Raw genomic sequence first — 14,643 nt, forward strand, 5'->3', positions numbered from 1 at the left:
CATGAAGATCGGCGTCGTTTATCCGCAAACCGAATTGCAGGGCGATCCCGACGCGGTGCGCGAGATCGGCCTGGCGACCGAGGCGCTGGGCTACAATCATCTGCTGGTGTTCGATCATGTGGTCGGTGCGTCCCACGACCGCGAACCCAAGCTGTGGGGACCTTATACCGAGCTTCATCCCTTTCATGATCCGTTCGTGATGTTCGGGTTTTTGGCCGGCATCACCAAGCGCATCGAGTTAGCGACGGGGGTCCTGATCCTGCCGCAGCGCCAGACCGTGCTGGTTGCCCAGCAGGCCGCCGACGTGGACCTGCTGTCCCACCAGCGGCTGCGCCTGGGGATCGGGACCGGCTGGAACTATGTGGAATATCACGCGCTGGGGCAGGATTTCGAGACCCGCGGCGCCCGCGCCGACGAGCAGATTCCCTTCCTGCGCCGGCTCTGGAGCGAGCCTCTCGTTACGTTCGAGGGGCGCTTCGACCGTATCGACAAGGGCAATATCCTGCCGCGTCCCAAGCGCCAGATCCCGATCTGGGTCGGCGGCTTCACCGAACCGGCATTCCGGCGCGGCGGGCGGCTGGGCGACGGTTACATCTTCGCCGGCGATATCGATCATGCGCGGGAAGGACTGGCACGGGTCCGGCATCATCTGGCTGAGTCCGGTCGCAGCGAGGAAGGGTTCGGTCTCGATCTGGTGCTGATCCGCGCCAGGGATGTGGACGAGACCATCGACACGCTGAATCGCTGGCGCGATCTGGGGGGCACCCACGCGACCGTCCACACCATGGGCAAGGGCTTCACCACCGCGCAGGCGCATATCGACTTCATGGCCGAGGTGCGCCATCGGATCGATGCCGGTCAGACAACGCCTATGGTCGTGTGAACCCTCGGAAGTCGGCGTCCAGCCAGTAAAGCTCGATCCGCTGGCCCGAGGTGACGACGGGAATCCGGGCATCTCCCTGCGCGCCGCGCACCGGGTTGGTGAACTCCCATACCACCGTACCGGATCTGTCCACCTCGAAAAGCCGGCCGCCATCGGCTTCGGTGATCAGCGTGTTGCCGCCGGGCAGCCGCTCGGCCGAGCCGCGCGTGGCGCTGGCGAACGGCGTCTGTCCGGGCCGCGCGGTGTAACTCCACACGGTCGTCATGGTCACCGGATCGATCTCGAGGACGCGCGACGCCTTGCCGTCCCCCGCCTCGCCCCGATTGTCGAAGATCAGAATGTGCCCATCGGCGACGATGCTGGCGTCATACTGGCCGTTCCAGGCGCCTCTCGCGGCCCAGGTGATCTGGCCGCTGGCCGGGTCGATCACCGCCAGAACGCCGAGATCGGGAAAGGACAACAGCGCCTGACCGGCTCGGCCTTCGAAAAGCCCCGTGGCCTCGGCGTCGTCGATCACGTCGATGCTGGTGGCGCGCGGCGCGGCGCTCCGCGACGGCGCGAGCAAACCGCTGAATGGTGAGGCCTCGAAGGCGTCGGACAAAGACAGTTTCGCCGCTTCCCGGCCGTCCGGTGTCAGGATGGTCAGGTAACTCTCCAGGATGACAGGCTTGTCGTCTTCCTTGAGGAAGTCCTCGGCGAGCACGAAGACGCGGCCATCGGGCGCCAGGTCGAAGTCGCTGTGCACGCGCTGGAGATAGGCCCAGATTATCCCGGAGTTTTTGTCGACCTTCACCAGACCATAGCCCGGCGGTGTATGTCCCGCCGCTTCGTACAGGCCGATCAGGTCGCCATTGGGGAACATCCGCGCCTTGCGCAGGAACACGAGTGAGTCCGGCTGGGGCTGAGCGACAGCGGCGTTTCCGCCCGCCGCCGCGGCGCTGTAGGGCAAGGTCCATTCGTGCATGGGGTGGCCGATCATGGTGACCAGCTGCGCCGTCGCCGCATGGCCCGACGTATAAAGGGTAAAGCCCCGCTCGGCATTGCGCGGGTCCCAGACGGTGACCAGCCTTTCGGCGCGGGTGGCATCGCGCCAGTGGTCGCTTGTCACGGGATCGGCGATGTCGGTGCGCTGCTCGGTGGCATCGGGGACCCGATTCAGGAGCCCATCCATGGGGAGGATCCAGACAAACGCGGCAAGCCCGGCCGCGATGATGGCGGCGACTCCTCCTGCGATCAGGATTTTCTTGGGCACGGCGATATCCTTTCGGTGCGGCTGGGCAGCCAGCGTCTTCTAGACTTACTGTGCCGCAACGGCCTTATCCACCGTATTGGGCCCGCTTTCTCGTTCAGGCGACATTCACGGTCCGTCAAATATTCTCAAGTATCTCTCGTCCGTTGCATGCGACAGAGGAAATCCCTTGGTGTGAACCATGCGTGATTCAAGCTGACCGATCGCTTGTGCGGGAACCCCTGACAATAAATCTCGTTTCGAGATCAGGTCTTGTCTCGACGCATACGGAGAAAACTGAAAGGAAGAATCATGAATTCATCGGAAAATGATGACAAATCAATTCCAGTGAGCTCGAGTCCCTGGGCACGGCGTGCCTTGATAGGTGTGGTGGCGGCCGGTGTTCTGGGGCTGGCCGCATGCAGCGGGCATGGCGGCTATGGCCACGGCCATGGGTATTACCGCGATGGCTATCATCATGGCGGCTATCACAAGGATCGGCATGATCGGTACGACCGCCATGACCGGTATGACCGCAGTGGCTACCGTGACCGCGATCGCCGCGACGGGCGCGGTTACTGGCGCCGCGATTGACGAGGCGGGCAGGTTTGACGCAACCGTGAGCCCATCGGCAATGCCGGTCGGGCGCTAAAGGTCCCGTCCGTCAAGTACGGCGCGGACCTTCTGCGCCATCTCGGTCTTGCGGAACGGCTTGTTCAGCAGGTTGACGCCATCATCCAGCCGTCCGTGATGGACGATCGCGTTATCGGTGTACCCTGACGAATAGAGGACACGCGTTCCCGGCGCACGGCGCAACACTTCTTCGGCGATCTGGCGGCCGTTCATGCCGCCCGGCAACACGATGTCGGTGAACAGAAGATCGAAGGCCAGGCCCTGATCCATGGCTGCCAGCAGGTCGGGGCCCGTTGCGAAAGCGGTCACCTCATAGCCCAGATGGCGAAGGTTCATCTCGGCGAACTGACGCACCAGCGCCTCGTCCTCGACCAGCGCGATCCGCTCCTGCCCATGTGGTGACAGCTCGGCGTCCGGTCGGGCGGCTTCGACCGCGATATGCCGGTCGAGCGCGCGCGGGAGATAGAGTTTCACGGTGGTGCCGTAGCCGGGCTCGCTGTAGAGCTTCACATGACCGCCCGACTGTTTGGCAAATCCGTAGACCATGCTCAGGCCAAGGCCGCTCCCCTTGCCAACGGGCTTGGTCGTGAAGAAGGGGTCGAAGGCCCGCTCCAGCACCTTGGCCTCCATGCCTTCGCCCGTGTCTGACAGCGCGACCATCACATACTGGCCGGGTTTGACCTCGTCATTGTCGAGCGCATAGGAATTGTCCAGCCGCGCATTGGCGGTTTCGATGGTGAGCTTGCCACCCTCTCCCATCGCATCGCGGGCGTTGATGGCGATATTGAGCAGCGCGCTTTCCAGTTGCGAGCCATCGACCACCGCGCGCCACAGGCCGGCGCCGCGGACGATCTCCAGGTCGATACTTTCGTTCAACGTCCGCCGCAACAGGGCTTCGAGGCCCGTGATCAGCTGGTTGACGTCGATGATTTTCGGCGCGAGCGGTTGCCGGCGCGAGAATGCCAGCAGTCGGTGGGTCAGGTCCGCGCCGCGTTCGGCGGCCGTCTGGATCATCTCCGCCACCATGCGCAGGCGGTCGTTTTCGCGCACTTCCTCGACAAGCAGGTCGGCGTTGCCCATGATCACGGTCAGCAGATTGTTGAAATCATGGGCGACACCGCCGGTCAACTGGCCGACCGCTTCCATCTTCTGGGCCTGGCGCAGCTGCTGTTCGGCCTTCATGCGCTGGGTGATATCGCTGGTATAGACCGTCAGTCCCGAGGAACCGGGAAAGAGCCGGATCATGTGAAACCGGTCGAGCGGCGCATAATAATTCTCGAACGTCACCTGTTCGCGGCGCTCGACGGCCTGATGGAAACGCGTCCAGACATCGGACCCGTAAAGGTCGGGGAAGACTTCCCACATGGATTTGCCGAGCACCTCGGCTTCGCTCACGCCGAACATCTCTTCGGCCGCGCGATTCACGTGGGTATACCGCCAGTTCGCGTCGAGATGATAAACGCCGTCCGACATGGCCTCGAAGATGCGGGAAATCTCGTCCCGCGCCGCTTCCGTCGCCGCCAGCGCATCCGTGCGCGCGCCCAGCAGCTTCACGTTCTCCACCGCGATGGACACGGTGCGGGCCAGTTGCGCCAGCAGGGCCTCGTCCTGGGCGTCGAACTCGCCGGTATCGCGGTCGGAAAGACCGATCAGGCCGAGATTCTCGCCCGTCTGGGCCATCAGCGGAACCGCGAGCCATCCGCGCATGGGCGGGTGACGGTCACGCGCGTCGCCAAATCCCTTCCAGTCGGGATGCGCGAGCAACTCCTCCTGGGTCAGCCGGGTCGGCGCGTTATCGCGGCAAACCAGCCGGTAGATGCCCGAGCCATCCGATTGCTCGTCATAGGTGCGCCACGCCGCGTATTTTTCCGAGAGGGAGACGGTGTGGATGGCCTGCGCGAAACTGTCCCCGATGGTGAGGCTGACCACGCTCTGATGGCACGGCACCAGTTCGCGGGCTGCTGCCGCGGCACGGTTCAGCACGTGGTCGATGCTACGGGCGGCGGCCAGTTCGGCCGAGATACTCGCCAGCCGGTTCAGGCGATCCGTGGTGTCGACCTGCGCCTGCTGCCGCAGCGACAGGGCGCGGACGGCCAGGGCCGTGGCACCGGCCATCAGGGACAGGAGAATCAGATCGACGATGAAACTGGTCAGCGCCCTGTAGGTCCAGTTCGCCAGCACCTCGCTCTCCGGCAGACCCGCCGCCACGACCATGGGAAGCCCGGGCACGCGCGCGAACACCATCATGTGCCGCGTCTGGTTTTCGTCCGACTCCGTCCAGAACCATCCGGAGTCGCGGCCCTTTACATGCTCCTTGAACAAGGATTCCCGCATGTCGGGATTGATAAGGCTGGAGGCGCCTCCGACGCGTTCCGCCAACAGTATGCCGTCATCGCGGAACAGCATGATGGCGGTTCGGGGCGTCAGGCTGAGGGACTCGAACAACGAGGCGAAATGATCGACGGCGATGGTACCCACGGCCCAGCCCTGCAACTGTCCGTCGGCGGTCATCCCGGGACGGGCGACCCTGATGATCGGCTCGCCAACGGCCTCGCCCAATTTCCCGACGAGAGGCGGGCTGACACGGATGCGGCGGTCACCGCTCGCAGGAGGCGGCGCGAAGGGTGGCTCCTGAGCGAGGTTTAACCGGTCGGGTACCGGGCTGTAGGAGGCCTGCGCGATCCGGCCCGTGGCATCCACGATGAAGAACTCCAGCACGCTCGGCGCGGCGTTCCGCGCCGCCCCTAGTGTCTCGTGGATCGCGCCGGGCGGTGAGTCGGCGCCGATTGTGCCGGTGCTCAATTCGTCGGCAAAGCGGATCAGACCGCGATCGGTGGTCCCCAGGGTCTGCTCGGTGTGTTTGGCGATGCCTTGAACGATGTTGCGCAGGCTGTCACGGGCCTTGTCAGCTTCCCAGCCCCGGTCCAGATAGAGCTGGATCGCGTGGGTCGCGAGCAGGACTGCGGAGATGGTCGCGACAATCGCGACCAGCAGCCTTACAGATGCTTTCAGATGCCCCCTCGGCAACCCTCAATCCTCGTGAGACCCGGCGTCAATGCGCCGTGCCCTTCGCCCGTCGGCGTTCCCGCGCCCGATCCATCATTATACTACACCCTTTTTGGCGTGATGCGGCGATCATCTTGGTCGCTCGCGTTCTTATTGAGTCGCCGGATTGTGCCCAAGGGGCCACTTCGTGCATTGATAAGGCGACAAGGCGAAGGAGATTGACGTGCGATTGGGGTTTATGGGGCTTGGGGCGGCGATGCTGATGGTCGTGGCGTCTTCCGCGGCGCATGGCGCGGTCGGCGAAGCGCCCCGCATCGACATGACCCTGATCGAGCCGGGCGCGGCGCGCGGTGCCGAACCCTTGGCCGGTGGCGGCGTCGATGGCGACTACCTGCTGACCCTCAAGACCTTCTCCGATCTGCTGGACCAGGCGCAGCGCGGCGATGCCGATGCACAGTGGCGCGTCGCCCTCAGCTATTACCGCGGAATCGGCGTCACCGCCGATCCGGAAGCCGGCTTCGGCTGGCTCCTCAAGGCCGCGGAGCAGGGCGACAGCACGGCCGCCGCCTTTCTCGGCAGTGTCTATCAGCGCGGCCTGGGCACCGGCGTCGATCATGCCCAGGCGGTGCGCTGGTTCGAGAAGGCGGCCGAAGGTCAGATTCCCATGGCGCTCTACCAGCTCGGACTGCATTCCCTGAATGGCTGGGGCGTGCCCGCCAACCTGGATGAGGCGCGGACGTATTTCCGGCTCTCGCACGAACGCGGCATGCCCGATGGCCTGTGCGTGCTGGCCCAGATCGACTACGATCAGGAAGCCGTCAAGGACGAGGCCGCCATCCGCCGCATGACCGACGCTTTCGCCCTCGCCGCCGAGGAAGGCTCGGAGCTTTGCATGGTCTCGCTCGCCCAGCTTCGCCTGCAGGGAGATCTCATCCCGCGCGACGAGGCCGGTGCGCGCACCCTGCTGCTCAAGGCGGCGGATGCGGGCAATCCGCAGGCGCAATATCTGGGCGGCCTGATGCTGTTCCGCGGCGATGGCGGTGACAGGGATCCGGCACGCGCCATCGAACTGTTCGGCAAGGCGTCCGACCGCGGCTTTCCGGACGCCCAGGCCTTCATGTCGGTGGCCTACAGCCAGGGCGAGGGCGTCGAGAAGGACGAAACCAGGGCCCTCGATCTCGCGCGGAAAGCTGGTGAAAAAGGCTCGGGCTACGCCCAGATGCTGCTTTTCAGCTATTACCTCGAGGGCGTCGGAACGCCGGCCGATCCGGCCACCGCCCTGAAATGGCTGGAGAAATGCGCCGAATCGGGGCTGCTCGACTGCCTCTACAACGCGGGGGTCGTGTATCTGCGAGGCGATGGGGTGGAGGCCGACGCGCCGCGTGCCGCTGGCTATTTCAGCAAGGCGGCGGGAAGCGGACACCACGACGCCCAATACGCGCTCGGTACCCTCTATCTCAAAGGCGATGGCGTGCCGCGCGATATCGTCAAGGCTCGGGCGCTATTCGAACAGGCGGCGGCGGGCGGTGTCGATTCAGCCCGATCGGCGCTCGATTACGTCTCGGCCATCGAAGCGGCCGGACGGACCGGGCGCATCCTGCCGATGACATCGCCGGGCGAAGCCCTGCAGGCAGCGGCCATGAACGGCGCCGCGCCGCTGGGCGAAGCGGAGGCCAGGATCGCCGAGGCGCGCGACCTGCTCTCCCGGGCGCGCAAGGCGGGGGATGGCGAGATGGCGGCCTTGGTGACGAAGGCAATTGAACTGCTGGAGTCGGCGACGGCCCTCGGATCGGCGGAAGCGGGCTATCTGCAGGCACGGGTGCTCGGCGACCCTGCCTATGGCCGTCCTGATGCCGAAGCCTCGTTCGCGGCCGCCCTCAAGGCGGCGCAGCGGGGCAACGCGGACGCGCAGCGGCTCGCCGGCGTCGCCTATTACGCGGGCAAGGGCGTGGCCGTGGACGCGGTCGAGGCCAGGCGCTGGTTCACGGCGGCGGCCGAGCAGGACAATTGGGAGGCGCTGGCTAATCTCGCCTATATGCGGCTGACCGGCGCCGGCGGCCCACGTGACGAGGCGCAGGCCCGGGAAGATTACCGGCGGGCCGCCGAGAACGGCGTCGCCGTGGCGCAGTACTGGACGGGCCGGTTCCTCGGCCAGCCCGGCGAGGGACAAGACCAGGAAGCGGCGCGGCGCTGGTTCGAGCGTTCGGCCGACCAAGGTTGGCGCAGCGCGCGCGTCTGGCTCGCCAGATATGCCCGCGAAGGTCTCGGCGGACCGGTCGATCCGGCATTGGCACGCCGCCTGTTCGCCGCCGCGTCCGCCGACGGCGATGGCGAGGCCAGCCGGAATCTCGCTCTCATGTACGAACTGGGCGAGGGGGGGGCGAAGGATTTGGCCGAGTCCCTTCGGTATCTGCGGCTGGCCGGTGAACAGGGAAACGGGACGGCGCTCACCGCGCTGGGCGAGGCCTATTACTACGGCCGCGGCGTGGAGCGGGATCTTGCCGAGGCACGCGACTGGTTCCGCAGGGCGGCGGAGCGGGGCAATGCGGCGGGACAATATGCGCTGGGCATGCTGCATGCGCGCGGCGAAGGGACTCCGGCTGATCCCGACAAGGCGCTCGAATGGTTCCGCAAGGCCGCCGCCAACCGTCATCTCGACGCGCAGGTGAAGGCCGGACTCACGCTCGCCTCACGCCAGGCCGATGCCGAAGAGGCTCTGTTCTGGTTGCTATCGGCGCTGGAACGGCTGAAGGCCGGCGCTGTCCGGACGCAGGCGGAAGCGGCGGTCGAGGCTCTTGAAAAGCGCCTCGATGCGGAGCAGGTCCTGGCGGTGCGCCAGAGGATCGCCGATTCCCATGCGGTGACGTCTGGGTCATCCGCCTCCGGAATGGCCGAATAGCTGCGCCCTCTTTGTCTTGCGGCCGACTTCTGCGATGATTTGGGGGCAGAATGACTTATGTGCCGTGCGACGGAGCCGATTGTAAGGTCGGCGCTCCATGCAACGACAAGGCGAGCGAATGACTGCCGCGACACCGCCACATGATCTTGCCGACCGGATCGACCGCATTCTGGCGGCGCACGCGGATATGGAAGGGGCCTGCCTTTCCGTGTTGCAGGCCGTCCAGCGGGAAGTTGGCTACGTGCCGGGCGACGCGCTCGCACCCATCGCCCGCGCGCTTCATCTGTCCCACGCCGAGGTCTATGGCGTGCTGACCTTCTACCATGACCTACGGCAGACGCCGGCGGGACGCCATGTGGTCCGGGTCTGCCAGGCCGAGGCGTGCCAGTCCATGGGCGCGCGCGGTCTGACCGACGCTCTCGTCCGGCACTTCGGTGTGGCCCTGGGCGAAACCGCGGCCAGCGGCGAAGTCACGCTTGAGGCGGTGTACTGCCTCGGAAACTGTGCCCTGTCGCCGGCGGTCAGCGTGGATGGCACGCTTCTCGGCCGGGCGACGCCGCATAGGGTGACAGCGCGCCTGGGAGCGGCGACGTGAGCGGCTACACCATCTATATTTCGGCCGATTCCGCCTCCGTGTCGGTCGGCGCGGACGATCTTCGCGATGCGCTCATGGCCGAGGCGCAGACCCGTGGCATTTCCCTGCGGATCGTGCGCACGGGCAGCCGAGGCGCCTATTTCCTCGAGCCCATGCTGGAGGTGGCGACGCCGGACGGCCGGCTCGGCTTCAACGGCTTCGAAGATATGCGCGCTGGGGTGGCGACACTGTTCGACAGCGGTTTTTCCCCGCAAAGCCCACATTGCCTGGGGCTGGTCGACGCGCTTCCGTGGCTTGCCCGTCAGGAGCGGCTGACCTTTGTCCGTTGCGGCATCACCGATCCGCTCTCCATCGAGGACTACCGCGCTCATGAGGGCTTCGACGGGCTCGAGAAAGCGCTCGCGCTGTCACCGCAAGCCATCATCGACGCCGTCGCCGAATCCGGCCTGCGTGGGCGCGGCGGCGCGGGGTTCCCGGCCGCGATCAAATGGGGGACGGTCCAAGGCGCGCCAGGCGATGTGAAGTACATCTGCTGCAATGCCGACGAGGGTGACAGCGGCACCTTCGCCGACCGCATGCTGATGGAAGGCGATCCGCTGCTGCTGATCGAGGGCATGACCATCGCGGGTCTGGCCGTCGGCGCCGCTCAGGGCTTCGTCTATATCCGCTCGGAGTATCCCGCCGCCATCGCGGTGATGCGGCAGGCGATCGGTCTGGCGCAGGCCGCCGGCTGGCTGGGCAGTGACATTCGCGGCACGGGCCATGCTTTCCATATCGAGGTGCGGGAAGGCGCAGGTGCCTATATCTGCGGCGAGGAAACCGCCATGCTGGAAAGCCTCGAAGGCAAGCGCGGCATGGTCCGTGCCAAGCCGCCGCTGCCCGCGCTCGAGGGCCTGTTCGGCAAGCCGACCGTGGTCAACAATGTTCTCACCCTGGCGGCGGTGCCGACCATCCTGGCGCGGGGCGGCGCCTTTTACCGGGATTACGGGATCGGCCGCTCGCGCGGCACGCAGCCGTTCCAGCTTGCTGGGTGCATCCGGCGCGGCGGACTGGTCGAAAAGGCGTTCGGCGTCACGCTGCGCGACCTGATCGAGGATTTCGGCGGCGGCACCGCCACGGGCCGACCTTTCAAGGCGGTGCAGGTCGGCGGACCGCTGGGCGGCTATATCCCCGAGGCGCTGCTCGATCTGCCGGCGGATTACGAAAGCCTGGCCGGCGCCGGATTCATGCTGGGGCATGGCGGTCTGGTGGTGTTTGACGAAAGCGCCGACATGCTGCGGCAGGCCCGCTTCGCCATGGCGTTCTGCGCCGAGGAATCCTGCGGCAAGTGCACGCCATGCCGGATCGGCGCGGTGCGCGGTGTCGAGGTGATCGACCGGATCAATGCCGGTCTCGATCAGGCCAGGCAACTGGCGCTGCTTGAGGATCTGTGCACGCTGATGACCGACGGGTCGCTGTGCGCAATGGGCGGGCTGACGCCCATGCCTGTCCTGAGCGCGCTGCATCATTTTCCCGAAGATTTCCGGCGGCCCGCCGCCGCTGCCGAGTAAAAGCCATGGGACTGCTCAAGGAAACCGACTACGGCACGCCGGCCCGCGCCGCCGCCGCGCATGCCGTCACGCTCGAGATCGACGGGATCGCCGTCACCGTCCCCGGCGGCACCTCGGTGATGCGCGCGGCGATGGACGCGGGGGTGAAGGTCCCCAAGCTGTGCGCCACCGACAGTCTGGAAGCGTTCGGCTCGTGCCGGCTCTGTCTGGTGGAGATCGAGGGCCGCAAGGGTACGCCGGCCTCCTGCACCACGCCGGTCGCGCCGGGCATGAAGGTTCGCACCCATACGCCGCGTCTTGCCGATCTGCGGCGCGGCGTGATGGAGCTTTATATTTCCGATCACCCGCTCGATTGCCTGACCTGCGCCGCCAATGGCGACTGCGAGCTGCAGGATATGGCGGGCGCGGTCGGGCTGCGCGAGGTGCGCTATGGTTATAGCGGCCAGAACCATTTCGACGCGGTGAAGGATGACAGCAATCCGTATTTCGCCTTCGACCCGGCCAAATGCATCCTGTGCTCGCGCTGCGTACGGGCGTGCGAGGAGGTTCAGGGCACCTTCGCGCTGACGCTGGACGGGCGCGGCTTCGAGTCCCAGATCGCCGCCGGCGGTTTCGACAGTTTCCTGGAGTCGGAATGCGTCTCATGCGGCGCCTGCGTGCAGGCCTGTCCGACCGCGACGCTGATCGAGAAGTCGGTCATCGACAAGGGCCAACCCGAGCACAGCGTGCTGACCACCTGCGCCTATTGCGGCGTCGGCTGCTCGTTCAAGGCCGAGATGCAGGGCAACGAGGTCGTGCGCATGGTGCCGCAGAAGGATGGCGGGGCCAATGAGGGGCATTCCTGCGTCAAGGGCCGCTTCGCGTGGGGCTATGCGACCCATGACGACCGTATCCTCAACCCCATGATCCGCGACCGGATCGAGGATCCCTGGCGCGAGGTGTCCTGGGACGAGGCCATCGCCTTTACCGCCGACCGTATGCGCGCGATCCAGCAGCAGCATGGCCGCGGCGCCATCGGCGGGATCACCTCCTCGCGCTGCACCAACGAGGAAGTCTACGTGGTGCAGAAGATGATCCGCGCCGCGTTCGGCAACAACAATGTGGATACCTGTGCCCGCGTCTGCCATTCGCCCACGGGCTATGGCCTGAAGCAGACCTTCGGCACCTCGGCCGGCACGCAGGATTTCCGCAGCGTGGAGAAGGCCGATGTCATCATGGTCATCGGCGCCAATCCCACCGATGGTCATCCGGTCTTTGCCTCGCGCATGAAGAAGCGCCTGCGCCAGGGCGCCAAACTGATCGTGATGGACCCGCGCCGGATCGATCTGGTCGACAGCCCGCACGTGGCCGCGACCTGTCATCTGCCGCTGCGGCCCGGCGCCAACGTGGCCATGATCAACGCGTTGGCCCATGTTGTGGTGACCGAAGGCCTGGCGGACACCGCCTTTGTCGCCGAGCGCTGCGAGGATGACAGCTTCGCCCACTGGGCCGCCTTCATCGCCGATCCACGCCATGCGCCCGAGGCCGTCGCCGACATTACCGGCGTCGCCGCGCCGCTGGTGCGCGAGGCGGCGCGGCTCTACGCCAACGGCGGCAACGCGGCGATCTATTACGGCCTCGGTGTCACGGAGCATTCGCAGGGGTCGACCATGGTGATGGGCCTCGCCAACCTCGCCATGGCCACGGGCAATATCGGCCGGGAAGGCGTCGGGGTGAATCCGCTGCGCGGCCAGAACAATGTCCAGGGCTCCTGCGACATGGGCTCGTTCCCGCACGAGCTGCCCGGCTATCGCCATGTCAGCGACGACGTCACGCGCGGCCTGTTCGAAGCGGCATGGGGTGCCGCGCTCGACCCCGAGCCGGGCCTGCGCATTCCGAACATGCTCGACGCGGCGCTCGACGGCAGTTTCCGCGCGATCTTCGTACAAGGCGAAGACATCGCCCAGTCGGACCCCAACACCCAGCATGTCACCGCCGCGCTCAGGGCCATGGACTGCGTCGTGGTCCAGGACCTGTTCCTCAACGAGACGGCGGCGTTCGCCCACGTTTTCCTTCCGGGCACTTCGTTTCTGGAAAAGGATGGCACGTTCACCAACGCGGAGCGGCGCATCAACCGCGTGCGCCCGGTGATGCCGTCGAAGACGGGTCTGGCCGAATGGGAAGTGGCGTGCCGCCTGTCGTCGGCGCTCGGCTATCCCATGCACTATGCCAGCAGCGCCGAGATCATGGACGAGATTGCCCGCCTGACGCCCACCTTCGCCGGGGTCAGTTTCGAGACGCTGGACCGGCTGGGCAGCGTGCAATGGCCCTGCAACGAGGCCGCGCCCGAGGGCACGCCGATCATGCACATGGACGGGTTCGTGCGCGGCAAGGGCCACTTCGTCATCACCGAGTTCGTGGCGACGCAGGAGCGCAGCACGCGCATGTTCCCGCTGATTCTGACGACGGGCCGTATCCTCAGCCAGTACAATGTGGGGGCGCAGACCCGCCGTACCGACAACGTGGTGTGGCACCGCGAGGATGTGCTGGAGCTGCATCCGCACGACGCCGAGGAACGCGGCATTGCCGATGGCGACCGGGTGATGCTCGCCAGCCGCAAGGGCACGACGACACTGCACGCGGTGATCACCGACCGCATGCCGCAGGGCGTGGTTTATACGACCTTCCATTATCCGGTGACCGGGGCGAACATCGTTACCACCGAGTTTTCGGACTGGGCGACCAATTGTCCCGAATACAAGGTCACGGCTGTCCAGGTGACGCGGACCAACCTTCAGGCCGATGCGGCCGCGGCGGCGGAGTAGCCCGTGGCCCGTCCAGCTCTCCGCAGGCCGCCGCGCTTCAACGCCGAGCGTGCCATGGCCGAGGGGCGGCGCGGCGCGGAACGGGTTCGCTGGCATCTGGCCGAGGAAGTGCCGGCGGCGCTGACCTTCAATCAGCGGTCCTCGGTGGTGATGATGGTCACGCCTGCCGACCTCGAGGATTTCGCCGTCGGTTTTGCCGTGACGGAAGGCATGGTTCCCGCCGCGTCGGCGATCAGGGGCGTCCAGGCGCTGGCCACCGCCAACGGCTACGTCATCGATATCCGCGCCGATGCGTTGACGGAACGGGCGGGGCGCGAGCGCGTCATCGCCGGAAGGACGGGATGCGGCATGTGCGGTGTCGACTCCCTTGAGGACGCCGTCCGTCCCGCACGCCCGATCCGGACAGGGGATTTCCCGGATGCCGGCGCGATCGCCCGGGCTTTCCAGGCCTTGCCCGATCATCAACCGCTCAATGGCCTGAACCACTCGGTGCATGCGGCGGGCTGGTGCGCGCAGGACGGCGCGGTGCGCCGGGTACGCGAGGATGTCGGGCGGCATAACGCCCTCGACAAGCTGATCGGCGCTCTTTTGCGCGATGGGCTCGATCCGGCAGACGGCTTCGTGGTCCTGTCCAGCCGGTGCAGCTTCGAGCTGGTTCAGAAAGCGGCCTCGGTGGGTGTCGCGTGCCTTGCGAGTATCTCGGCGCCGACCACGCTGGCGCTGTCCATGGCCCATGACGCAGGCATGATGCTTGCCTGCCGCTCGCCCGAGGGCGTCGTCGTTTTCGAAAGGGACGCCTGATGGACGAAGTGGCGATTGTCAGGATGGCCAACCAGATCGCCGCCTTTTTCGCGGCGGCTGGTCATGATGCCGCCATCGACGGTATCGCCGGGCATATCCGCAGCTTCTGGGATCCGCGCATGCGCCGGGCGCTTTTTGCGCTGGTGGACAAGGGCGGTGAAGGGTTAGAGCCGCTCGTTCTGGAAGCGGCTGCCCGGCTCCGCCAGACGGAACGCGCGCCCTCCTCCTGACCGTGCCGGTCTGG

Annotated in this window: 10 protein-coding genes; 8 read left to right on the forward strand and 2 right to left on the reverse strand. The window is 66.3% G+C overall.

The genetic code is table 11. The features are described 5' to 3' along the window. Nucleotide 1 precedes the first annotated feature (1 nt). Nucleotides 2-883 carry an LLM class F420-dependent oxidoreductase gene (locus WJU17_RS14415; RefSeq protein ID WP_346328097.1) on the forward strand — a complete coding sequence of 294 codons (882 nt, stop codon included), beginning with the start codon at nt 2-4 and terminating at the stop codon, nt 881-883. On the opposite strand, the gene WJU17_RS14420 is transcribed toward WJU17_RS14415, so the two are convergent. Next, nucleotides 870-2,135: an arylsulfotransferase family protein gene (locus tag WJU17_RS14420; protein WP_346328098.1), complete on the reverse strand. Its 1,266-nt coding sequence runs from the start codon at nt 2,133-2,135 to the stop codon at nt 870-872. The two genes, WJU17_RS14415 and WJU17_RS14420, sit on opposite strands and share 14 nt — an antisense overlap. A gap of 288 nt (nt 2,136-2,423) precedes the next feature. Between WJU17_RS14420 and WJU17_RS14425 the strand changes: the two genes are divergently transcribed. Continuing rightward, on the forward strand, nt 2,424-2,705 hold the full coding sequence (locus tag WJU17_RS14425) for a hypothetical protein (RefSeq protein ID WP_346328099.1): 282 nt from the start codon (nt 2,424-2,426) through the stop codon (nt 2,703-2,705). A 54-nt stretch (nt 2,706-2,759) separates the two neighbouring features. Here WJU17_RS14425 and WJU17_RS14430 read toward each other — a convergent pair whose 3' ends face one another. Further along, nucleotides 2,760-5,771: an ATP-binding protein gene (locus WJU17_RS14430; RefSeq protein ID WP_346328100.1), complete on the reverse strand. Its 3,012-nt coding sequence runs from the start codon at nt 5,769-5,771 to the stop codon at nt 2,760-2,762. 202 nt (nt 5,772-5,973) lie between these two features. Here WJU17_RS14430 and WJU17_RS14435 point away from each other — a divergent pair, with 202 nt between their 5' ends. From WJU17_RS14435 to WJU17_RS14460, 6 genes are all read left to right on the forward strand, one after another. Beyond that, nucleotides 5,974-8,649 (forward strand): tetratricopeptide repeat protein, encoded by a 2,676-nt coding sequence (locus tag WJU17_RS14435; RefSeq protein ID WP_346328101.1) that lies wholly within the window; start codon nt 5,974-5,976, stop codon nt 8,647-8,649. A 118-nt stretch (nt 8,650-8,767) separates the two neighbouring features. Continuing rightward, nucleotides 8,768-9,244 (forward strand): NAD(P)H-dependent oxidoreductase subunit E, encoded by a 477-nt coding sequence (locus WJU17_RS14440; protein ID WP_346328102.1) that lies wholly within the window; start codon nt 8,768-8,770, stop codon nt 9,242-9,244. Continuing rightward, complete coding sequence (locus tag WJU17_RS14445) at nt 9,241-10,794, forward strand: NADH-ubiquinone oxidoreductase-F iron-sulfur binding region domain-containing protein (RefSeq protein WP_346328103.1); 1,554 nt, start codon at nt 9,241-9,243, stop codon at nt 10,792-10,794. Before WJU17_RS14440 ends, WJU17_RS14445 begins: the two co-directional genes overlap by 4 nt. Before the next feature lie 5 nt (nt 10,795-10,799). Beyond that, entirely contained in the window at nt 10,800-13,598 is a 2,799-nt protein-coding gene (fdhF, locus tag WJU17_RS14450) for a formate dehydrogenase subunit alpha (protein WP_346328104.1), read from the forward strand. Between the two features lie 3 nt (nt 13,599-13,601). Continuing rightward, nucleotides 13,602-14,399: a formate dehydrogenase accessory sulfurtransferase FdhD gene (gene fdhD / locus WJU17_RS14455; protein ID WP_346328105.1), complete on the forward strand. Its 798-nt coding sequence runs from the start codon at nt 13,602-13,604 to the stop codon at nt 14,397-14,399. After that, nucleotides 14,399-14,629, forward strand: a complete 231-nt coding sequence (locus WJU17_RS14460; RefSeq protein WP_346328106.1) for a formate dehydrogenase subunit delta — start codon at nt 14,399-14,401, stop codon at nt 14,627-14,629. The genes fdhD and WJU17_RS14460 overlap by 1 nt, the downstream gene beginning before the upstream one ends. Nucleotides 14,630-14,643 lie beyond the last annotated feature (14 nt).

It is taken from the genome of Iodidimonas sp. SYSU 1G8 (assembly GCF_039655775.1).
Taxonomy (GTDB): Bacteria; Pseudomonadota; Alphaproteobacteria; order SMXS01; family SMXS01; genus RI-34.